Consider the following 21,659-nt stretch of genomic DNA (forward strand, 5'->3'; position numbering starts at 1 on the left):
TTCTACCACTTTTATTTATTCTACCATAGCTAAAGCGCTTCTTTAAGCGCATGAAGCTGACTTTGATGGAGCCGTGCATAAAAACCTTCTAGTTGCAACAATTCTTGATGCGAGCCGGATTCTACAATCTCCCCTTGGTCCATAACGAGGATTTTATCAGCTTGTTCAATCGTAGATAGTCGATGCGCCACTACGAGCATCGTCCGTTCCTTAGACAACCGCGCAAAAGCTTCTTGGACTAGTTTTTCTGTTTCACTATCAATACTTGATGTCGCTTCATCAAGAGCTAAAATTTGAATTGGCCGCAATAAAACCCTTGCTAGCGATATAAGCTGTCGCTGGCCTGCTGATAACAACGCGCCTTGATAACCAATCAACGTTTCATAAGAATCGGGCAGTCGTGCAATAAAGGCATGGGCATTGGCCTGTTTCGCCGCTTCGACAGCTGCCTCGCGGGAAATCGCATTATCATATAGCGCAAGATTTTCATAAACAGTTCCTTTAAATAACCGAACTTCTTGAAAGACAATACCAATCGTTCTTCTGAGCACTGCCAAGGGAATATGGCGAATATCCACCTCATCCAAGTAAATAGCGCCTCGCTGCGGTTCATAAAAGCGAGCCAGCAAGTTAACTAAAGTTGATTTGCCGGAACCGGAAAACCCGGCAATACCGACAAACTCTCCTGCTTCCAGTGAAAAGCTCACATCTTTTAACACCCACTCTTCGCCCTCATAAGCGAACCATACATTTTCAAAACGAATGCGTCCTTGAAAATAGCAATCCGGAGACTCATCTTCATGATTTTCTGCCGGTTTATCCCCTTCAAGCAAAGCCGCAACTCGCTCTGCCGCCGCTAACGCCGATTGCAACAGATTATATTTTTCCGCAATATCTTTTATCGGCCAGAAAAACATTTCCACATAGCGTAAAAAAGCAACAAGAACTCCCACTTCCAGAGGACCTTTCTTATGGAGGAAGCCGCCATAAGCCAACACACATAAGACAACAGCCGTATAAATGAGATCAACTAGCGGACGAAACAAGGCAAACGTACGAACTTCCTGCAATCCAGCCTGTACATAGTCTTCACTAACAGACTCAAATTCCTGCTTCGTGCGTCGGAAGCGGGCAAAAGCCTTCACGATCATAATATTGGCGCTATATTCCTGCAAAAAACCATTTAACGCTCCGGTTTTCGCTCGTACCTGGCGATAGGCGGCCCTAGCATACTTTTGATAAGTTAGCGCCAACACAGCCATAATTGGCAGGGCAATCACAGCTACACTAGCAAGCTGCCAATTCATCCAGAACATAGCAATTAAGATACCAGCTAAAATCAATATATCGCTGATAAACGCAACAATAACATCCGTATAGAGGTCACGAATGGCATCGGTATCATTTGTAACTCGTGTTACAAGTTGCCCCACCTTTTGTCGTTCTAGTTCACTAAACTTCTCATAAATCAGATGACAGAATACTTTTTGCCTAATCTGATAAATAATAAGCTGACCAATATACTGCAAAATATAGTTTTCACCATAGGAAAGAACCACACTACCAACAATTGTCAAACCATAAAGCAGTGCGGTTTCCTGTAAACCAGCCAAATTCAGACTCGTAATTTGACTATCAATCGCTAATTTCAGTAAGTAAGGGCGGTAAAGTTCTAAGGCTGTTCCCGCCAAAATCAACAAAACAGCTAAAATAATCCAGCCAGTAAAGGGCGCGGCAAAACGCGACAAAATGGCAATCATTTTTCGATCGCTAAAGGTCTTCACAGACTTTCACCATCCCCGACAGCGAGTTCTTCCGTTAACAGCTGCTGCTCATAAATTTCATAGTAAAGACCGCGCCGCGCCACAAGTTCTTCGTGCGTTCCTTGCTCTTTAATTTCACCTTGGTCCAAAACTACAATACGGTCACAGCGTCTTACAGCAGCAATCCGCTGCGAAACAATCAATGTAGTCCTGCCCGCTGTAAACAAGTTCATATTTTTCAGCAGTCTGGCCTCGTGTTCATAGTCAAGCGCTGAAAAAGCGTCATCTAAAAGTAAGAAAGGCGCATCCTTAATAATAGCTCTAGCAATTGCCACTCGCTGCTGCTGTCCGCCTGAAAGCTGCTTTCCTCTTTCACCAAGCTCTGTATCGACGCCTTCTGGCTTGCTGTCAATATCCTCCGTAACGACAGCTAACTCGGCAGCGCGCAAAATATCAGCTTTACCATGTTCTCGATCAAAAGCAATATTTTCGCCGATCGTTTTAGAAAAGAGGCTATTGTCTTGTGGTACATAAGCAAAAAAATTTCTAAGATCACTAAAGGAATAACTATGAATTTCTTTGTCGCCCAAAAATATGGTTTCTGCTGGCGGCTCGTAAAGGCGAAGCAGCAGTCGAAATAAGGTGGACTTTCCCGCACCAGTCCGACCAACTATTCCTACCTTCTCACCAGGCAGGATCGTAAGATTTACATTTTTCAAAATAAGATGCGGCGACTGTTCATAGGCAAAGCTTACATTTTGCAAGGTAAGAATGGGCGCCGAACGATTCTCACTTGCGCCAGAACTGGTTGGTAATGGTGGTTCCGTTTCCATCTGGCCCAAAGCCTCTAAGAGGCACTTTTCTTCTGCTTCATAGACTGGCTGATCTAAAAAATCACTAATTCTTTCCATGGAAGCCAACCCGCGTTGCGCCATATTAATCAAAAATCCCAAGCCCATAACTGGCCAGATAATAAGTCCAAGATACCCAATAAAGGCTGTCAAATCACCGACAGTGAGCTCACCCGCCATAATTAGACGTCCGCCAAAATACAAGGCGATAGCAAAACAGACAAAAGGCAGAACATGCGTAACAGGCACATAGGCTGCCTGAATATTTGTTAAGCTCATACTGGCGGCAACAAACGAACGATTCTTGTCAGCAAACCGTTCGGTCATATTTTTTTCAACAGCAAAGCCTTTTACGACTTTAAAGCCTGCGAAAATTTCTTGTGAAAAGTCTGTTATGTCACTAAAAGATTCTTGCACACGACGAAAACGTTGATGCACTGACTTTCCCATATACGTAGCAATACATAAAATCACAGGTAGAGGTAAAATCGACCATAGCGAAAGTTCAAAATGTATTACTTTTGCCATTACGACAAACGAAGCAAACCCCATAATAACGGCATCGACAAACAAGATACTGCCAAGTCCCAGAGCGACACGAATCGCTGTAATATCATTCGTCATAAGCGCCATAATATTGCCAGGACCCTTTTGATCATAATACGCTAAAGGCAAACACAGTCCGTGGAGGAAAATCCTCTGACGCAGATAGGCCTCCAATCGCCGCGTTGTCCCTAAAAGCAGCTGCCTGTAGCAATAACGCCCCACAAACATCAGTAGAGCTGTCACTGTAAGCCACATAATATAGACTGAAAGTTCCCCTGAGTTCGTAAGAAATGTATCGATACTTTTGCCAATAAACCGCGGTATAGCCAGTTGCAAAATATCAACACCGATTAGCAGTAGTAAGCCAAAGGAATAAGGCAGCCACTTAGAGCGATAGAACGGTTGCAGCAAATGAAAGGCTTTTGTATATTTCATATTTTTATCCATATAAAAACAATTAGGCGATTCTAAAAGGAATCCTCTTTTATCGCCTAAGAAAAACACTGCTTTGATTACAAAATAGTCTCCAAGCAAAAACTTCGCCTTAATAACAATTATCGTTTACACATTCCTATTATTATGCTAAACTATGAAATATGGATATAAAATACAATTCTGGAGGTTTTCATAATGGAAAAACGTACAGGAATTATTACATTTGCAAAAAATCCCTTAACCCTTGTTGGCACGCCTGTAGCTGTCGGCGCAAAAGCACCTGACTTTACGGCCTTAGCACCAGATCTTTCCCCCGTTTCGTTGAGTGCTTTTAAAGGCAAAGTTGTTATCATTAGCAGCGTCCCTTCCATTGATACGCCAGTTTGCGATATGCAGACCCGCCGTTTTAATGAAGAAGCTGGAAAACTTTCCGATGCAGTTATCATCACAATCAGCAACGATCTTCCCTTCGCACAAGCTCGCTATTGCGGCGATAAAGGCATCGACAATGTGAAAACCCTCTCGGATCACCGTGATCTCAGCTTTGGCTTACAATATGGCCTCGTTGTTGAAGAACTGCGCCTGCTTGCTCGTGCCGTTACGATCATTGATAAAGACGGCGTTGTCCGCTATAGCGAAGTCGTACCAGAAATGACAAATCATCCTGACTATGATGCCGCCTTGGCAGCAGCAAAAAAACTTCTATAATTTTTAAAAACACAGAATAAAAATCAAAAAAACTATTGCCATCTATAGTTCACTATGTTATAATACTTTTTGTTGATGTGATGCGGAAGTAGCTCAGTGGTAGAGCATCGCCTTGCCAAGGCGAGGGTCGCGAGTTCGAATCTCGTTTTCCGCTCCAATGAAAATAATGCCTGATACTTATGTATCAGGTTTTTTTATGTCTAAAATTCTTATTTATTCCTCCCTAAAAAAACGTACAGATACAAAAAAAAGAAGCCCGCAGGCTTCTTTTTTATTACTCATTTTTAATTAAAAAGCGTCAACTTACAGTTGGTTTGCTTTATAAGAAGCGTAAAGATCTTTTAATTCTTCAATCAAAGCTCCAATCTCAATCTGCAAATCAGAAGCAGTCTGATAATCGCCGTCAGCCATAGCTTCTTTCATACGAGTAAAGAGGCATTTCTGAGCTAAGCTGTCTTTCGCCAAGCTGGTACGCATCGTTTTAATTTGTTCCCAGTAGTAAAGGTCCATATCATTTGCAGTCTCAGCTGTATGAAGACAGGTAAAGGATTGGATTAGCGTCAAATATTCCGGAATAATGCGGTTCAGAATTTCGGTCTTCCAACGAGTCAATGCGCCAGCAACAAACGCATCAATAATTGCCTGAGATAAAATATCGCCTTGTTTCAATACAGCTACTTTATCAGGATACTGTTTCAAAGCTTCGAGATTTTCCCATACAGTAGCAGGCGGTTTGCTAAAGAGACGATCTCTTTCTTCTGGCGTATAATCTTCGAATACGTCATGTTCGCTGCGATATGCACGGTCTTTTTCCAGATAGAAGCCTTCGGTGCCAGCATCTTTGGAAAGTTCCGCCAAAATTCCTTCTGTCGTTTTGCCACTTGTTACACAAGCTTTAATGCCGTCAAACATACTCAGATAGAATGCAGCCATTGCTACATAGGAGTTCGTGTAAGGATTTGGGGCGCGAACTTCAAAGCGAGTTGCCAACGGATTATCAGTACGAACAAGACCAGCAAGAATTGTACGGTTACGCGAAGGAACAGCCGGGCTGTGACCCAAAGAAGTTACGATGCAAACAGGTGCTTCGAAACCAGGTTTCAAACGGTTCAAGGAATCGTTTGTGGAGGAAACGAAAGGATTGATTACTTCGTAGTTTTTCAAGATACCCATGATAGCGCCATAACCAACTGCGCTGAGGAAGTCTTTTTTCATATCTTCCGGAGCGTAGAGATTTACGAATTTACCGGATTTCAGTTTTGCACCAATGCCAAGGTGAGTATGTTCCCCACTACCAGCAACGCCAATGATTGGTTTTGCTTTGAATGTAACTTCCAAACCGTTTTCACGGAATACTTCTTTTACAATAATACGAGCTTGCAGTTCATTGTCAGCTGCCTGAAGCGCCGTAGAGAATTTCCAGTCGATTTCAAGCTGTTCTAAAACATAAGCCAGATGGCCCGTTTCATCAATTTTAGCTTTAATGCCGCCAACTTCTTTATGGCCCATTTCTGGTTCCATACCATATTTAGCCAACATATCCATCGCTTGCTCTAAAGCAGTGCGGACTTCACCACGAGTTCTCTGCCAATATTGTTCCTGCATAACCTGAGAAGCCGACATTTCCTGTACATCAGCGCGGTTAGCCGGAGTTTTTACCCAAAATTCAAGTTCAGTACCAGCGGTGAATACAATTTCCTCAATATCGGCCAAGTTAACATGGCTTAAGCCTGCAACATTAGGATATTTTTTGAAAAGATCCATCATGCCTTCTCTTACGTATTCCATGGAAAGAGCTAAAATAGAACGAGAATCAACACGTTTGCCTTCATGCACTAAGAAGGAAGGAATGCGAAGCGTACCAATCGGTTTGCCTGTTTCTTCATCAATGTGTTCAAAGTTGTAATCAACAAACCAGTTTACATCACGGTCAGCGATCATATCAACTTTCGCATTATTTAAAGTAGCAATGCCTGTAAGTACCACGGAAGAACCGTCAGTCTGTACAGCCGTGCCTGCAAAAAAGTCAGCAATATCTTTTTGGAAAGTTGACATAGGAATTTTTTCGTCAGTGTCATTACCGGCAAGGTCGACACCAACAAGAGATGCAAATTGAATTTCCGGATGATTCTTCAGAAGTGCAACTAAATCTTCATTACTGTACTGGCTTGGTTTGATTACATAGAGTAAATCTTTAAGCATTTCCTTCACCTCTTCAAAATTTTATCAAACTAAAAAGACAGAAATCCCCCTTGCATCAATACAAGGGGGTCGCCATTGACCAAAAAATATTTTTCTTATCAATGATTATACCACAAATAAGCATTTTGTCTAGCTATAAGCAAGTATTTTTTATCTTTTTGATAAAAATAGTTGTTATTTTTTCGTAAAATGCAGACAGTCTTCGCCGGAAGAAAGCTTTACTTCGATGCAAGGCTTATTGCGCGTTTTAAAGCGAAAAGCCCGGCAGCCGTAGGGAAAATGCTTATCGTAAGTAATATAATAGTGACAGCAATAACGGCAGTCAACAACTTCCTCAGTCATCTTTTCCCCTCCAGTCGCCTTTTATTGTATCATATCAACACTCATAATCACATAAGTATATGTTGAGTTTTAAATACAGAGACCATTAGCTTGTCGCTATAATATAAATTTATAATAGTAATCGTTTTATTCTGTTATACAAAGTAAATTTTTAAAGCTATAATGTGGAAACACAAGCACCAAATAACGCCACAAGCTCGCAGGTATTGTGGCGAATTGGTTAAGATAGGATTATAAGTTTCGGGGTGATTCGCAATGAAAGCAGCAGGCATTGCATTTTTTGAAAAGCATGCAATAAAAAACTTATTTGAAAAGTTAGAGCATGGTGGGATACGGTTGCGGTTTTGGGATGGTGAAGAAACGATTTATGGTGATGTCCTGCCGAAAGTTACCATACAATTTAATCGGCCACTTGATAATCTAAGTTCGCTTCATGATCCAGCGATGACGTTTGGCGAGGCCTACATGGATGGCGTTTGGGATTATGAAGGGGATTTTGATGAATTATTACGCTTGCTGAAAAATTCGTCGTTATTTACTCCAAAGAACAAGGTCATGGCCAAGGGCTTACGCCTGGCTGGAAAAATGGTAGAGCGTACACAGGCAAAACAGAATATTGCACACCACTATGATTTAGGCAATGACTTTTTTTCTTTATGGCTTGATAAGAGCATGAGCTATTCGTGCGCGTATTTTAAACAGAGTACGGATTCTTTAGAGCAGGCGCAAATGCAAAAAATCGAACATATATTAAAAAAAATAAATTTAAAACCCGGTGAAAAACTCTTAGATATTGGTTGTGGCTGGGGCTGGCTAATTATTAAGGCAGCGCAGCTGTATCAAGTGAATGCGCTCGGTATTACACTTAGCGAAGAACAATACTGCAAAGTACAAGAACGAATCAACCAGCTTGGGCTGGAAAAACTAGTCAAAGTGGAGCTGGTGAACTATTTAGATCTTGATGAAACAAGATACCAGTTTGATAAAATCGTTAGTGTTGGGATGTTTGAACATGTAGGAAAAGAAAATATTCCCTTGTATCTTAATAAAGTCAATCGTCTATTAGTGGACGGCGGCCTATCTTTACTGCACTCAATTACTTCTTTTGAAGAATCACAAGAAAATAGCTGGATAAAAAAATATATCTTTCCTGGTGGTTATGTACCATCTGTACGAGAAATTTTGCAGCAATTTCCAGAAAGAGATTTTCACTTACTGCATACCGAAAGCTTGCGGCTACACTACGCATTAACGTTAGATCACTGGTATGCTAGGTTCTCTGAGCACACGGAAGAAATACAAAACCAATTTGGTGAACGGTTTGTCCGGATGTGGCGCTTGTATTTAAAAGGCTGTGCAGCGGCATTTCGCGTAGATGGACTGGATATTCATCAATTTCTATTTTCTAAAGGGTTAAATAATAATTTGCCATTAACGTATTCTCGTTTAGGGTAAAACAAAAAAGTTCTATTTGATGATTAAGGGACTATCGCATGATCAGATCGATACATGCGATAGTCCTTTTTTGCTATTACCGATGTTTTAACGCGCAGCAAGGATTTATCATAGACAAGCCGAATTCATTACCAATAAGCAGATGACACGACTAGCAGCTTTGTGCCAATAGGGGGAAATCATGGCAGAATTACCTAGCATTCAACAATTGGAGAATTTTATTATTTACGGCAAAGTTAGAAATTTTACCGCTGCCGCAAAGCAGGCCAATATTACCCAATCCGCCTTTAGTTCCCAAATAAAAAAACTGGAAGAGCTTGTGGGCATTCAACTTATCACCCGCTCGAACAAGGGCAGTGATTTAACCGAAGCTGGCGAACTATTTTTAGTACAAGTACAGAAAATAATGGGTGAACTATTTGACTGTATGTATGATATGAAAAAATTGAGCGGTACCAAGGTCACGTTGGCAATTGGCGCCTTAATCGCACTTGGTGATGTTTTAATGAATCAGCATTTGGCGTACTTTCAGCAGCATAATCTAAATATCACAATGAATGTATATAATTTAGAAGCGCATGAGCTGTTTAGATACTTAGCTGAAGGTAAGCTTGATATTGTATCGACCTTTCTTTTGCCGGAAAACAATATGGGGAAATTCGAAAAAGTTTTCTTCTGTAATGATAAAATGGTCTTTTATGCACCTAACATTAAGACTGCGCACCAGAATATTTCCGTAGAGTCGATAGCGTCATACCCATTAGTACAGTATTCACCGCACTATTTAATGAATTCATTTGTAGAAAATTATTTTCAGATGCATCACTTTTCCCCCATGGTTAGAGCATGGCTGTCAACGCCTTATGCCATTATGAATTATTGTGAACAAAATGAAATGGGAGCCCTTTTATCCGAGCGATTATTGAATGCCATGGGGATTTTTAATGGTTATTATGAATTGGCAGAGCCGTTTAATCTGCAGTGTTATTTATTGTATAAAAAGAATAACCCTAAACATAAGGCAATTAAAGTATTTATTGATTATATTCTAGACTTTTACAAAGTAAAGTAAGACTCACTAGCAAAAAACCAGGCCAGTAAGGGTCTGCTGAACGCGCAAAACGGCAAGGCCGGAATTCTCCAAAGCCTTGCCGTTTTTGTATATAGTTGGTGCACCAGAGAGACTCGCTCCCCCTCATGACGCGGTTTAGAAAGTATGATTTTTTTCTATTTGCTCTCTACCTTTTTACTGAAGTTTAATAAAATCAGCATTTTCCCATTTGTCATTTTCTCTATTTTACATATCTGCCAATTTCTAATTTTAGGAACCATGGGCATCTAAGCTTCGCTGTTTGTCCATTCGCTCCTGTATTTATTTTTCCGCTACGAGATCCGCCAAAATTTGTTCGATTCTCGTCCATGCTTTATCTGCCGATTCTTTATGGTAGCTTTTAGAAAACGGATTAGCAAAACCATGCTGACCAGCTAGCTTTTCCGCTTGAACATTTTTGATGGTGCGTAAACATACAAGCAGATCATCAACAACAAATGATTTCTCTATTTCAGGAAAAAATAATACCATATCACATTTAGGCTGCACTCTAAGATAATCACGAATTCTCGAACCATAAAAAGCAATACATAAATCGCACAAACCCGTTTGCGCTGCCAGCCATGCAAGCGTTGCACCAATGCTATAGCCTAACACATATACATTTTTATAATAAGGCCTAACACTAGTAAGAACCCTATTTACTTCTTTAAATGCCTCTTCAAAACCAATACTGCTCATAAAGTAATTATATGCTGCCTGCTCTTCCTCTGTAGCATATGCTTCTCTACCATTAAGAAGATTAGGTGCAATAGTATCAACCCCATAACTTTGCAGCTTTTCACATACATCAATTATATGTTTATTGACTCCGTAAACTTCATGGAGAACAACAATAATGGTATCCTCAGTATTATGATTATGACTTTTCATAACTATATAAAGCTCCCTTATCTTTTTGAAAACTATCTTTAAAATGCTGTTTCATTTTTGTCTTATATTGCAAGGAGAAGCACTGTAAAAAAACGCCCCAACTACATAATTAAATTATATCATTAGAAATATAAGAATAAAGGCTGCTTAATTCGGCACTAATGAGAAAAAGTATGATCCTCACATTGATATCAACTTGGGCAGCAAAGATAAAAAAACTCCAAGGATTTTCCTTGGAGCCGTCGATGTATCTATGTTCCACATTATGCAAATCATGTTTTTAGAAAACCGCGCCTCAAAAAGCAAGGCGCGGTTAAAATTAAAACTATTAAAATTCACTGAATCATAGCTTATAAAGTTTCGGTACCAAACAGCGGCGTTGACAAGTAGCGTTCGCCCGTATCTGGCAACAAAACTACAATCGTTTTGCCGCGATTGGCTTCTTCTTTTGCCAACTGGGTTGCCGCAAAGAGAGCGGCGGCGCTAGAAATTCCAACAAGAACGCCTTCCGTCTTAGCAAGGTCACGCGCTGCCTGGAAAGCCTCTTCCGTTTTAATCGGAACAATTTGATCTACGATCTTGAGGTTCATTACACTCGGCACAAAGCCAGCGCCAATACCTTGAATTTTATGCGGCCCCGGTTTATTACCTGCTAATACTTGGCTGTCAAAAGGTTCTACGGCAACAACTTTAATCTGGGGATTCTGTTCTTTTAATACTTCGCCTACACCGGTAATTGTACCGCCCGTACCAACACCAGCCACGAAAAAGTCTAACTGACCATCTGTATCAGCTAAAATTTCTTTGCCTGTCGTTTTGCGGTGAATTTCTGGATTTGCCGGATTTTCAAACTGTTGCGGAATATAGGAGCCTTCAATGGATTCACCCAATTCCAAAGCTTTATTAATAGCGCCTTTCATGCCTTCTGCGCCGGGAGTTAAAACAAGCTGCGCGCCTAATGCTTTTAACAAGTTGCGCCGTTCCACACTCATGGTATCAGGCATAGTTAAAATCACTTTATACCCTTTTGCCGCACCCACGAAGGCTAAACCAATTCCGGTGTTGCCGCTAGTCGGTTCTACAATCGTCGCGCCTGGTTTTAATTTGCCGCTTTGTTCCGCTGTTTCAATCATGGCTAAAGCGATGCGGTCTTTCACGCTGCTTAGCGGATTAAAGTATTCCAATTTAGCTAGAATCCGTCCAGCAAGACCTTTTTCAGCGTCATAATTTTTCAATTCTAATAAGGGCGTATTCCCAATCAGTTCTGTAATATTCTGAGCAATTTTTGACATAAGAAACAACCTCCTAAAATTTAAACTTTACATTTCATGAGTTTACATAAGAAAAACAGCTTGCGATCAACGGCTTTCGTAATAAATAAAAGGCTAAGGATAGACCTACTCATCAAGTAGATAATTCCTTAGCCTTCAGTCTTCTGATCAGCTATTCTTATTATGTATTTTTACTTATCATACTATGAAACAATCGCTTTGTCAATTAAATTCCATCGCCATAAAGGTTTTCCCAGGAAGCATAGCGTTGCTTTTCTGTCCGTTCTACCTGCACAACCTTGCCAGCCTTTACGACAATTACAATCTGTCCGAACTGCATACTCGCTACAGCCTCGCAAATTTTCTCCCTAAGCTTCTCATTGCGTACCTTTGGTTTTACTTCTTTCATATTACGCCCCTCCTTAGGAGTGTAAGCGGATCTTATCTAGTTTATCCATTTGAATTACACGGCCATCCTGTACAATCAACGTCAGCGAGCCAAATTCAATATCTTCAATGGCCGCTTCAATCCGATCTAAAGATTCTTCTGATAAAGCCGTACTTTTTATATCGCTGGCGACCGCTTTCGTCTCTTTTCGTTTAGCCATGGTTTCTCTCCTCTACTTTGGGCGCCTCATCTAATCCTAGTAATAATTCGCCGTCTCTCGTATCAAGTTCCTCTATTTTACTGAGTTTACGATTAATCAGTTCCGAGCGGCTCTTGACATTTTCCACGGTTGTCTGCGCCTCATTTAACTTCTTTAGCGATTTATTCAACAAATCATTGAAGATTCCGTACTGAGACTTAATCGCCCTTAGCAGCTTCCAGACCTCGCTCGATTTTTTCTCTATCGCTAGAGTAGCAAAACCTAAACGCAAACTGTTTAAAAGCGCCGTCAAGGTAGTCGGACCAGCCAGCATTACCCGATAATGGGTTTGGCAGTATTCTGCAAGCCCGGGGCGACGCAAGACCTCCGCATAAAGCCCTTCCGTTGGCAAAAACATAATTGCAAAATCCGTCGTATCTGGTGGCGAAACGTACTTGTCATGGATCGTCTTAGCATCAAGCTTTACACGATTTTCCAACGCTTTGGCGGCTTCTTCCACAGCAACTGCATCCGCTCTTTCTGAGGCCTCCACCAGCTTTAAATAATCTTCTTGGCTAAATTTAGCATCAATGGGCAGCCAGATAGCTTCATCACCGTCAGCTTTACCAGGAAGTTTAATGGCAAACTCCACACGAGCATCACTATTTTTCTTCGTTGCCACATTTTTAGCATACTGCTCGGCGGACATAGTCTGTTCCAATAAATTGCCTAGTTGTACCTCGCCCCAAGTTCCTCGAGCCTTTACATTATTCAATACTCGGCTTAAATCATTGACACCACTGGCTAAAGACTGCATTTCCCCCATGCTTTTATAAAGAAGCTGCAATTGATCGCCAACTTGTTTAAACGAAGCATCAAGTCGGGTTGCTAAAGTAGCTTGTAGCTTTTCATCCACAGTCTGACGCATCAAATCCAGCTTTTGCTCGTTGGAATTTTGTAATTCCTTCATCTGTATTTCTAAAGTCGAGCGAATCCGCTCCTGCTGCTCATAGTTTGTTTTAAGCAGTTCATTCATTCCTCCGACAACACGTTCCATCTGCCGTGACTGACTCTCAGCAATACCAGATAGCTGCGCACTCATTAGAGTGCTAATCCGCTCAAAATTACTGCCAACTTCTTCACGCAGGCCCTTATGCTGAGCTTCCCGCTCCTGCCGCAACAGAACTTTCTCATCATTTTCCAGCTTACTATAAGTCTCAAACCGCATGGCTAATTCTTGAAGTCGTTGCTGCATCTGTCGCTGCGCTCGGCTCGAACCGCTTGTCATGACGAGAAAAATAAGAAATAGTAAGAGAAGCAAGTTGGCCCCTAACAGCCCTAGTATCATTGTATCCATTCTGTCTCTCACCGCTCCTTTGTCTACCCATTATATACTAAAAAAGAGTATAAGAAAAGGAGCTCCGCCCTCGGAGCTCCCTAACCTACAGCAATACTTCAACGAAACAATCAGCCTCTTTCGCTAGCAGCTAGCTTCATGCTCTGCGTCTTACGCCAGTAACCAAAGGCAACTACAAAAGCCGTCAGCCCTACTTTGAGCATAATATGGTAATGCGCTAAAAGTACGCCCACCCGCTTATCGCCTAAAATCATTTCAGCCGCTGCATAGCCAAGAATCGCAGCACCCACATAAATAATAACTGGGTAGCGGTCCATAAGTTTCATAAGCAGTTGAGATCCAAATACAATCATCGGAATGCTGGCCAGAATGCCGAAAATGATTAAGAGATATTTGCCGTGAGGCGCTGCCTGCGCCATTGCAGCCAAGGCCAGCACGTTATCAAGACTCATAATCACATCAGCGATCAGTATAGCTTTAATCGCCGCTATAACACCTTGCACTTTTGCCGTACCTTCTGGTACTTTTTTATCGGTCTTCCCAGCTAAGTGAACCGCAATCCACAGCAAAGCCAAACCGCCTAAAAACTGGAGATAGGGAATTTCCAGCAAAAAAGAAGCGACAAAGACAAGGAAAATACGAGCAAAAATGGCGCCAACACTGCCCCACAAAATAACCTTCTTGCGTTGTTCCTCTGACAAGTTTTTACTTGCCATAGCAATCAAAACAGCATTATCGCCACCAAGCAACACATCAATTAAAATAATGCCGCCAAGAGCCAGCAGCCATTCGCTTGAAAAAAACATTACATCCATAGCCATGTCCTCCTAAAATAAATTTAAACAATACAAAAAGCCAGACTTTTGCCTTACGGCAAAGGTCTGGCTAAACATACTCATGTCAGTAAAGCCGGTGGCTAACGCCACGTAATGACGACTTTACTTCAGGTTTCCCTGAAAGCTACTCCCCTTTGGGGTAATGTATTATCTTTATTTAAAGTATATACTGGACAAACTAGGTTGTCAATGTCTTTCTCTTGACAGGCCTTTTCTCGTTTGATATTTTCACAGACTTTCAAGACCTGCTTTTATTCTTGTCAAAGCTTCTTGTAACACACTGCGCTGTGTAGCAAGATTCAGTCTAGCAAAACCAATTCCTTGCGTCCCAAAAGCGCTGCCAGAATTCAACCCCACCTTCGCTGTTGACACCAAAAAGCGGTCTAACTCTTTTTGATCAGTAAAATAGGCGCGAAAATCAAGCCAAGCAAGATAAGTACCTTCTGGTTTTGTGATCTTCACTTTAGGCAAGTTTTCAGCAAGATATGCTACTACATAATCAGCATTCTGCTCTAAGTAGCAAAGAACGCTTTCCAGCCAGCCTTCACTTGTTTCATAAGCAGCCCTTGTAGCTAAAACGCCAAAGAGATTATTTCTACTTAAATGCAGGTTATTTAACTCTTTTTCAATCAAAGCCCGCCGCCGCGAACACGGAACAATCATATAGGCCGTATTGAGACCGGCGATATTAAAGGTTTTACTTGCCGCCATAAAGGTTACACTGGCTTTATTAACACTTTCGCCTAAATTAGCAAAAGAATAATGGCGACGTCCTTTATACACTAAATCATTATGAATTTCATCAGCGAGTACAGTAACCTCATATTTTTCACTAAGCGCATATACCGCCTGTAGTTCCGACTCTGTCCACACGCGCCCGACTGGATTATGGGGGCTGCACAATAACAAAAGCTTATTCTTAGGATCGGCCAACTTAACTTCTAAATCAGCCAGATCCATTTCGTAGCGCCCAGCTTTTAGTTGCAAAGGATTTTCTACAATTTTTCTGTCATTATCTTGAATCGAAGCAAAAAATGGTGGATAAACCGGCGGTTGAATAATCACGCCATCCCCTGGCTCTGACAGAGCCAAGATTGATACAACAATAGCTGGAACAACACCAGGCGACTGGACAATCCAGTCAGCGGAAATATTCCATTGATGCCTTTTTTGTACCCATTTGACAACCGCTTCATAAAAAGAAGCGTCATAGCCATTGTAAGCGTAAAAAGGATGTTTTGCCCGCTCGGCCACAGCCGCAACAATCCCCGGCGGTGTAGCAAAATCCATGTCGGCAATCCATAGCGGCAAAATATCATCGCTGCCAAACACTCTACCTATATCGTCCCACTTTCTACTGCCAGTCCCTTTTCTTTGCAATAGCTGATCAAAATCAAAGCATTCAGTAGTTAGTTCCATCCTGTTTCTCCCCTATTCTTTTTTCTGTAGCAATTTTTTATAGTACGAATGCGCTGTGTATAACGCAGCTACCGGATTATGGCCGGTAATACGGTCTTTCGTCACAAGCGTCGTAACCGGCGCCTCGGAATACTTGATAAATAACGAATCGTGACCGACACATAAACCGACAACCACATTGAGATCCGTTTTATGATAATTTAAAATTCGCGCTTGCAAAATGGGGTTACACATGGATTCATGGCTGCCGGGGCGAATTTTCTCTTCTTCTTTAATCCCGATTTCCGTTTTATCGACAGAACCGACCTTACAAATGGCGCTATAATGTTCAAAGCCCTTGGCTTCCAAAATATTAGCAAAGATCTTAGCTTCTTCAATCAAACCAGCGCAAGTGGCAATACCAATCTTTTGTGCGCCAATCCGGCGGGCAAACTCCATAATTTCCTCAACCCGCGTCAATTTGCCATAAAAAAGTCCTTCGACTTGAGCCGAAGCTCTAGCTATAACCGCATCTTGTTCATCACCTTGCAGACGTTCTTTAATTTCAGCTATATCAGCCGCAATTGCATGGTCTTCATTGTCTTTTGTTGTTAAGCAAAACTGCGGAAACTGACTGTCCCGTGTGCGGCAGTTATAAACACTGCAATCAGTACAGCTTAAAGATTCAATATTCTTCTTTTGCGTCATTGGTTGCTCTCTCCTATCAAATTAAATATTATATTCAGTAAAAGAAATATAGCGTGATAAAAACCTCTTAGTTCTTTCTTCCTTCGGTTCGTTTAAAAGTTGCTGCGGCGATCCCTGTTCGAGAATACGCCCCCCATCCATGAAAATAATCTGATCGGCTACTTCTCTGGCAAAATTGATTTCGTGAGTCACAACAACAAAAGTACTCTTTACTTCGCGTACCGCCTGTTTCATGACTTCCAAAACTTCACCAACTCTTTCAGGATCGAGGGCCGATGTCGGTTCATCAAACAGAATTACATCAGGCTCTAAAGCAAGAGCCCTAGCAATGCCGATACGCTGCTGTTGACCGCCTGATAACTCATGGGGAAATGCTTTAGCTTTATCTTTGAGGCCAACCTTTTCTAAAAAAGCTTCGCCACGGGCCACAGCTTCCCCTTTAGGCATTTTCTTGACAACAAGCAGCCCTTCCGTAATGTTTTCTAGGGCCGTTTTATTTTTAAATAAATTATACATCTGAAAAACCATGGCTGTCTTACGGCGGAGCGCCTGGATTTCTTGTTTCGTCGCTTGAGCCACATTGACAGTTAGGTCATCTATCGTAATTTCGCCCTTGTCAGCCCGCTCTAAGAAGTTCAAAGAACGCAGTAAAGTTGTTTTACCTGAACCGCTCTGCCCCAAAATAACCGTAACCGATTCTGTTGGAATTACGCAGCTTACACCTTTTAGAACCTCATTTTGTCCAAAGCTTTTATGAATATCTTTAAATTCAATCATAACTCGGCTCCTCTCCGAAAAAATCCAATTCTTTTTTCAAGCAATAAAAAACACCGTTCAAAGCCAAGACTAATTCCCCAATAAATAAGAGCGACGACCAAGTAAGTTTCCAGATAACGATAATTTTCGGCACAAGCAATTTTCGCTCCGCCCAAAAGCTCAATCACGGTAATCGTAAACACAACAGACGTATTTTTTAATAACCCTAAAAACTCATTAGCCATAAGCGGCAGGGCAAACAACGCCGCTTGCCTTAAAATAATACGATAAAACCCTTGAAACCACGTCATGCCAACAGCTAAAGCAGCTTCCATCTGACCTTTTTCCACCGATAAAAAAGCACTGCGAAATATTTCTGCTAAGTAGGCGCCTGTATGAAGCGTTAAAGCTACAATCGCAAAAATCATCGGCGGAATATGCTGAAATCCTGTATCAATTCCTGTTTGGTTTGTAAAAGCCATCAGAAAAATAGGCAACCCGAAATATACAAGATAAAGCATAACCATCGTAGGCGTCGCTCTGCCCAGCAGGATATAAATAGCTACAAGCTGGCGCAAAACCGGAATCTCCTTCACAATGACTAGAGCACTGAACAATCCCATTCCGATGGCTAAAACCATACTGGAAAAAGTTAAAAAGAGAGTTACGGGCACGAAATGCAGCATGTCAAAAAAGGTTTCCGCCATAAAAGAAAACTCCAATAAATCACCCATCACAAGCTCCTTTCTCGGCTAAAAAGGTAAGAACGGCAGCTGTCATTACAGAAATCCCCGTTTTTAAAGAAGCGTCAGCTGCTGTAAACCGCGGACTATGCGCTGCAGCACTAGGTCCTAACCTTGCATCATGAATTCCCAGCCGGAAAAATACGGATGGTACGGTTCGGGAAAACTGATAAAAATTTTCCGAACCATTTTCCGGCAGCTTAGCTCGTAATACATTTTCTTCGCCAATCATCAGTTCACTGGCTTTAATAAATAGCTGTGTCAATGGAATATCATTATAAACAGCTCCCGAGCCCAAACGAAAATCGACCTCAGCTTCTACGCCGCTAACCAGTTTTTGCGCTGCAAGAACCTTGCGGATTTCCTCGTGGATCACCAACCGCAAACCATCTTTTTGTGTACGAATAGTCCCTTGCAACACGACTTTTTCGGGAATGATATTGCCGCGAGTTCCACCATGAATACTACCTACCGTAATTAAAGCCGGCTCAATATGGTTAATTTTTTTACCGGCTATCGACTGTAAATCAAGAATCACTCTGGCTGAAGCTAAAATAATGTCCTCGGTCTCATGCGGCGCCGAAGCATGACCGCCACGCCCGCTTAAAGTAATAGTAAACGAACTAGCTGCCATCATAACTTCTTGGTCCTTAATCTGAATTTGACCGACCGGTATGGTTTCCAATACATGAGCCGCTAGAAAAGCTTGAACGGGGGGATTTTCGAGTACTCCCGAAGACAAAATTTCCTTCGCCCCGCCACCTACTTCTTCAGCAGGTTGAAATACCAGTTTTACAGTACCGCCAAAGAATGGTTTCATTTTTGTTAGCACATAGGCAGTACCCAATAAATTGGCTGTATGAATATCGTGTCCACAAGCATGCATGACACCGCGTCGTTTCGATCGATAAGGCACAGACGCTTCTTCTTCAATTGGTAGGGCATCCATATCAGCCCGTAGACCAATACACTTCTCACTATGAAGTTCCCCTTTGATTTCAGCCAGAACAGCTGTAGATCCAGCGAGACGCCGCGAAGGAATCTGCCAATTACTTAAAGTTCTTTCAACAAGTTCAGCCGTTTCAAATTCTTCATAACTTAACTCTGGGTGTTCATGCAAAGCATGGCGAATTTTTATAATCTCTTCATAGATTTCCTCAGTAAAATAAGAAATTTCTCTTTTTATATCATTCACGTTGTCCCCCCCTTCCCAGGTACAGGATACTGTTTCTCTAAGAAACGAGCCCCGCTACTAACTAGCAAAACAAGCAGAATATAAATGATTGCCACATCAATATAAAGCTCAAAACTACGCTGACTATTCGCTCCCATCAAATCCGCTTTGCGCATCATATCAATGACGCCTACATTAAAAACAAGTGAAGTTCCTTTAATCGTAGAAATTACTGTATTACAAAGCCCAGGGATCGCCATAGCAAAAGCCTGCGGTAATACAATACGGCAATAGGCTTGCACAGATCCCATCCCCATCGCATAAGCTGCTTCTAACTGCCCTTTATCAACCGCGGCAATGGCGCTGCGAAATATCTCTGCCGTATAGGCGCCAACATGAAGCGCAAAGACGAGAAAAACATAGAAAAGCGGTGGAATTTCCCGTACCCCATCATAACCAATTTTACGCAGTACTTCTGGCATACCAAAATAAACCAGGAAGAGCTGAACTAAGAAAGGCGTACCTCGCATAAACGAAATATAAATTGTCACTAATTTTTCTAGTCCCTTGACCCTATTCAGCCGAATCAGAGCTGCTACGATTCCAATCGCCAAACCAACGAGAATCGCAACTACCGTAATTTCAATCGTAGTATCTACAAAAGACAATATGATTGGAAAAGACTGAACCATGTAGGACAAGTCAAAATAAGTTCCCATAGAGCCCCCTACTTAGGTTGTACCGTGTAATCGGCACCTAAAAATTTTTCTGATAGTTTCTTTAGCGTACCATCTGACTTCATATCTTGAATGGTCTTGTCAATGCGATTTGCTAAGGCTTGGCTGTCAGCATCCTTGCGCAAAATAAAATACGTAGGCACACTGGAAATCACAGACCCAACAGATTTTAAATGAAGCCCCAGCACCTGATTGGCTTCTCTTACCGCCACTTCATAGTCGCCGCTAGCGTCAGCCCTGCCGGTAGCAACAAGGTTCAAAGTTTCTGATGACCCTTTGTCTGTATATAAAACATTAATTTTAGGTTCTGCTGTTTCATTATATTTCTTAACAAGACGAGCCACTTCACTAGTAGGCGTTAAGGCCATGCTTTTTCCTCTTAAATCATCAAGGCTCGCAATATCATTTCGACCTTCTTTTACCGTAAGCTTACTGCTCGTATAATTATTTACTTCTTTAGTAAAGGTATATTTAGCAGCTCTGTCTTCATTCAAGGCCATTTGATTCGCAATTAAATCAATTTGGTTGGCTGTTAGTGCAACAAACGCGCTTTCAATACTCATCGTTTTAAACTCAAACTTAATATCAGGATTGCGCTTTTCTACTTCCCTTAAAATTTCAAGATCATAGCCAGTCAACTGTCCTTTATCATCCGTATAAGTAAAAGGTTTCATTGTCCCCCGAGTTCCGACATAATACGTTTTTACCTTTTGGTTTGAATCACTTTGATTCGCTTTCTCCCCAACACTTGAACCACAGCCAGCAAGGAAAAACAGCGAAGTCAGAACTGATAGTACCAATAAAAAAACTTTTCTTGCTTGAATAAACATAAAAATCTCTCCTCATTTCTTCTTTTGGAATTTGGGGTTTAAAAAATAAAAAGGCCTAATCGCTCTTTTCAAAAAAGAGAAATTAGGCCTTCAGTATTTCTGATCGGCAATATGAATTTCTTTGTATTATAAACAAGGATCGCACTTTTGTCAAATAGATCTAGTCATGAAAATTTTTACACTTATTCATTAACAGCAAACGGGTATACTACCTAATGGAGGTGATACGCATGAAAAACGATTGCTCTAAACAAAACGAAAGTACAAAAAAAGGAAAGAATCTAGAAGCTTCTTGTGAAATAGGAGTGAATAAGGAAAAACTGCCTAACAAAAAAAGTTGTACTTCCAACTGCAGCCGCTAATCCTATCTCCTCCCAAAAGCGGTAGCTTCGGCTATCGCTTTTTGCTATCAAACAACTCCGCGAATTACGAGGTGATTTCTATGCACCAAGAAGATACTGAATCCTTTACTGTAAACAATCATCCTGCAAAAAAAAGCAAAAACAACAGCACCAACAAAAATAAAATATCAGCCTCCGAAAAAACACAGATAGAAGCCGTCAATGCCCTAGCTTCCCATGTTAATAAAGCAGAGTGCGAAACGTAAAGGGGGAATCTGGATGCCCATTTACCGCATCTTTATCGATGGCATCGAAACAGGAACAACTGTTGATGCCAGTGATTATGTAAACGCTTATTTTAATGTGGCTAGCAGCCAACCCATTCCCTATCGCAACGAAATCAGCCTCGTAGAAATTACAGACCAAACCGAGGATATCCCTTAGTCTTTTAAGTATTCCAAAGAAGGTGAGTGCATAATATGGATAAAGAAAAAGAATCGTCTTATTATATGACAAAAGGACAAAAAAATGTAGCAAAAAATATGCCTTATTGCGATACACCTTGTCAAAAAGCAAAAGAAGCACCACAATCAAACCATAACGCCAAAGCAATCAGCCGTCCTTAACGGACGGCT

At 41.4% G+C, this 21,659-nt stretch carries 23 protein-coding genes, 1 tRNA gene and 1 riboswitch; of the genes, 7 read left to right on the forward strand and 17 right to left on the reverse strand.

The features are described from left to right. Nucleotides 1-29: 29 nt before the first annotated feature. Both AC0MXB_RS14850 and AC0MXB_RS14855 read right to left on the reverse strand, forming a co-directional pair. Nucleotides 30-1,784 carry an ABC transporter ATP-binding protein gene (locus AC0MXB_RS14850; protein ID WP_474040506.1) on the reverse strand — a complete coding sequence of 585 codons (1,755 nt, stop codon included), beginning with the start codon at nt 1,782-1,784 and terminating at the stop codon, nt 30-32. Next, nucleotides 1,781-3,595, reverse strand: coding sequence for an ABC transporter ATP-binding protein (locus AC0MXB_RS14855; protein WP_474040507.1), 1,815 nt, complete (start codon nt 3,593-3,595; stop codon nt 1,781-1,783). The genes AC0MXB_RS14850 and AC0MXB_RS14855 overlap by 4 nt, the downstream gene beginning before the upstream one ends. Before the next feature lie 195 nt (nt 3,596-3,790). On the opposite strand from AC0MXB_RS14855, the gene tpx reads away from it, so the two are divergent. Together tpx and AC0MXB_RS14865 are read left to right on the forward strand one after the other, a co-directional pair. Further along, nucleotides 3,791-4,303, forward strand: a complete 513-nt coding sequence (gene tpx / locus AC0MXB_RS14860) for a thiol peroxidase (protein WP_474040508.1) — start codon at nt 3,791-3,793, stop codon at nt 4,301-4,303. Between the two features lie 82 nt (nt 4,304-4,385). Further along, nucleotides 4,386-4,460, forward strand: a tRNA-Gly gene (locus AC0MXB_RS14865). Nucleotides 4,461-4,606: 146 nt separating this feature from the next. On the opposite strand, the gene AC0MXB_RS14870 is transcribed toward AC0MXB_RS14865, so the two are convergent. Continuing rightward, nucleotides 4,607-6,505: a glutamine synthetase gene (locus AC0MXB_RS14870; RefSeq protein ID WP_474040509.1), complete on the reverse strand. Its 1,899-nt coding sequence runs from the start codon at nt 6,503-6,505 to the stop codon at nt 4,607-4,609. Between the two features lie 174 nt (nt 6,506-6,679). After that, nucleotides 6,680-6,847 (reverse strand): uracil-DNA glycosylase, encoded by a 168-nt coding sequence (locus AC0MXB_RS14875; protein ID WP_474040510.1) that lies wholly within the window; start codon nt 6,845-6,847, stop codon nt 6,680-6,682. Nucleotides 6,848-7,102: 255 nt separating this feature from the next. Between AC0MXB_RS14875 and AC0MXB_RS14880 the strand changes: the two genes are divergently transcribed. Beyond that, the gene (locus AC0MXB_RS14880; RefSeq protein WP_474040511.1) at nt 7,103-8,302 is read left to right on the forward strand and encodes a class I SAM-dependent methyltransferase; all 1,200 of its coding nucleotides are present in this window, start codon (nt 7,103-7,105) and stop codon (nt 8,300-8,302) included. Nucleotides 8,303-8,483: 181 nt separating this feature from the next. After that, on the forward strand, nt 8,484-9,374 hold the full coding sequence (locus AC0MXB_RS14885; RefSeq protein WP_474040512.1) for a LysR family transcriptional regulator: 891 nt from the start codon (nt 8,484-8,486) through the stop codon (nt 9,372-9,374). 300 nt (nt 9,375-9,674) lie between these two features. On the opposite strand, the gene AC0MXB_RS14890 is transcribed toward AC0MXB_RS14885, so the two are convergent. From AC0MXB_RS14890 to AC0MXB_RS14950, 13 genes are all read right to left on the reverse strand, one after another. Next, entirely contained in the window at nt 9,675-10,286 is a 612-nt protein-coding gene (locus AC0MXB_RS14890) for a dienelactone hydrolase family protein (RefSeq protein WP_474040513.1), read from the reverse strand. A 350-nt stretch (nt 10,287-10,636) separates the two neighbouring features. Continuing rightward, nucleotides 10,637-11,578: a cysteine synthase A gene (gene cysK, locus AC0MXB_RS14895; RefSeq protein WP_474040514.1), complete on the reverse strand. Its 942-nt coding sequence runs from the start codon at nt 11,576-11,578 to the stop codon at nt 10,637-10,639. Nucleotides 11,579-11,783: 205 nt separating this feature from the next. Beyond that, nucleotides 11,784-11,966: a DUF2292 domain-containing protein gene (locus AC0MXB_RS14900; RefSeq protein ID WP_474040515.1), complete on the reverse strand. Its 183-nt coding sequence runs from the start codon at nt 11,964-11,966 to the stop codon at nt 11,784-11,786. A gap of 13 nt (nt 11,967-11,979) precedes the next feature. Then, nucleotides 11,980-12,165 carry a YezD family protein gene (locus tag AC0MXB_RS14905; protein WP_474040516.1) on the reverse strand — a complete coding sequence of 62 codons (186 nt, stop codon included), beginning with the start codon at nt 12,163-12,165 and terminating at the stop codon, nt 11,980-11,982. Next, on the reverse strand, nt 12,158-13,501 hold the full coding sequence (locus AC0MXB_RS14910; protein WP_474040517.1) for a DNA recombination protein RmuC: 1,344 nt from the start codon (nt 13,499-13,501) through the stop codon (nt 12,158-12,160). The genes AC0MXB_RS14905 and AC0MXB_RS14910 overlap by 8 nt, the downstream gene beginning before the upstream one ends. A 110-nt stretch (nt 13,502-13,611) precedes the next feature. Continuing rightward, nucleotides 13,612-14,316, reverse strand: a complete 705-nt coding sequence (locus AC0MXB_RS14915) for a TerC family protein (RefSeq protein WP_474040518.1) — start codon at nt 14,314-14,316, stop codon at nt 13,612-13,614. Then, nucleotides 14,302-14,482: riboswitch (yybP-ykoY riboswitch) on the reverse strand. (Overlaps the previous gene by 15 nt.) A gap of 83 nt (nt 14,483-14,565) precedes the next feature. Next, nucleotides 14,566-15,756, reverse strand: a complete 1,191-nt coding sequence (locus tag AC0MXB_RS14920) for a MalY/PatB family protein (RefSeq protein WP_474040519.1) — start codon at nt 15,754-15,756, stop codon at nt 14,566-14,568. Nucleotides 15,757-15,768: 12 nt separating this feature from the next. After that, nucleotides 15,769-16,443 carry a DUF1847 domain-containing protein gene (locus AC0MXB_RS14925; protein ID WP_474040520.1) on the reverse strand — a complete coding sequence of 225 codons (675 nt, stop codon included), beginning with the start codon at nt 16,441-16,443 and terminating at the stop codon, nt 15,769-15,771. Nucleotides 16,444-16,464: 21 nt separating this feature from the next. After that, the gene (locus AC0MXB_RS14930) at nt 16,465-17,220 is read right to left on the reverse strand and encodes an amino acid ABC transporter ATP-binding protein (protein WP_474040521.1); all 756 of its coding nucleotides are present in this window, start codon (nt 17,218-17,220) and stop codon (nt 16,465-16,467) included. Beyond that, on the reverse strand, nt 17,217-17,933 hold the full coding sequence (locus AC0MXB_RS14935) for an amino acid ABC transporter permease (RefSeq protein WP_474040522.1): 717 nt from the start codon (nt 17,931-17,933) through the stop codon (nt 17,217-17,219). The genes AC0MXB_RS14930 and AC0MXB_RS14935 overlap by 4 nt, the downstream gene beginning before the upstream one ends. After that, nucleotides 17,926-19,137: a M20 metallopeptidase family protein gene (locus tag AC0MXB_RS14940; protein WP_474040523.1), complete on the reverse strand. Its 1,212-nt coding sequence runs from the start codon at nt 19,135-19,137 to the stop codon at nt 17,926-17,928. Before AC0MXB_RS14940 ends, AC0MXB_RS14935 begins: the two co-directional genes overlap by 8 nt. Next, on the reverse strand, nt 19,134-19,835 hold the full coding sequence (locus AC0MXB_RS14945; RefSeq protein ID WP_474040524.1) for an amino acid ABC transporter permease: 702 nt from the start codon (nt 19,833-19,835) through the stop codon (nt 19,134-19,136). The genes AC0MXB_RS14940 and AC0MXB_RS14945 overlap by 4 nt, the downstream gene beginning before the upstream one ends. Before the next feature lie 8 nt (nt 19,836-19,843). Beyond that, nucleotides 19,844-20,683: a transporter substrate-binding domain-containing protein gene (locus AC0MXB_RS14950; RefSeq protein WP_474040525.1), complete on the reverse strand. Its 840-nt coding sequence runs from the start codon at nt 20,681-20,683 to the stop codon at nt 19,844-19,846. A gap of 442 nt (nt 20,684-21,125) precedes the next feature. Here AC0MXB_RS14950 and AC0MXB_RS14955 point away from each other — a divergent pair, with 442 nt between their 5' ends. From AC0MXB_RS14955 to AC0MXB_RS14965, 3 genes are read left to right on the forward strand one after another with little or no spacing between them, the layout of a single operon-like run. Continuing rightward, entirely contained in the window at nt 21,126-21,290 is a 165-nt protein-coding gene (locus AC0MXB_RS14955; RefSeq protein ID WP_474040526.1) for a hypothetical protein, read from the forward strand. Between the two features lie 13 nt (nt 21,291-21,303). Continuing rightward, a complete protein-coding gene (locus AC0MXB_RS14960) occupies nt 21,304-21,468 on the forward strand; it encodes a hypothetical protein (protein ID WP_474040527.1) in 165 nt (54 codons plus the stop codon). Nucleotides 21,469-21,503: 35 nt separating this feature from the next. After that, the gene (locus tag AC0MXB_RS14965; RefSeq protein ID WP_474040528.1) at nt 21,504-21,650 is read left to right on the forward strand and encodes a hypothetical protein; all 147 of its coding nucleotides are present in this window, start codon (nt 21,504-21,506) and stop codon (nt 21,648-21,650) included. Nucleotides 21,651-21,659 lie beyond the last annotated feature (9 nt).

This window comes from Pelorhabdus sp. sgz311001 (assembly GCF_055901755.1).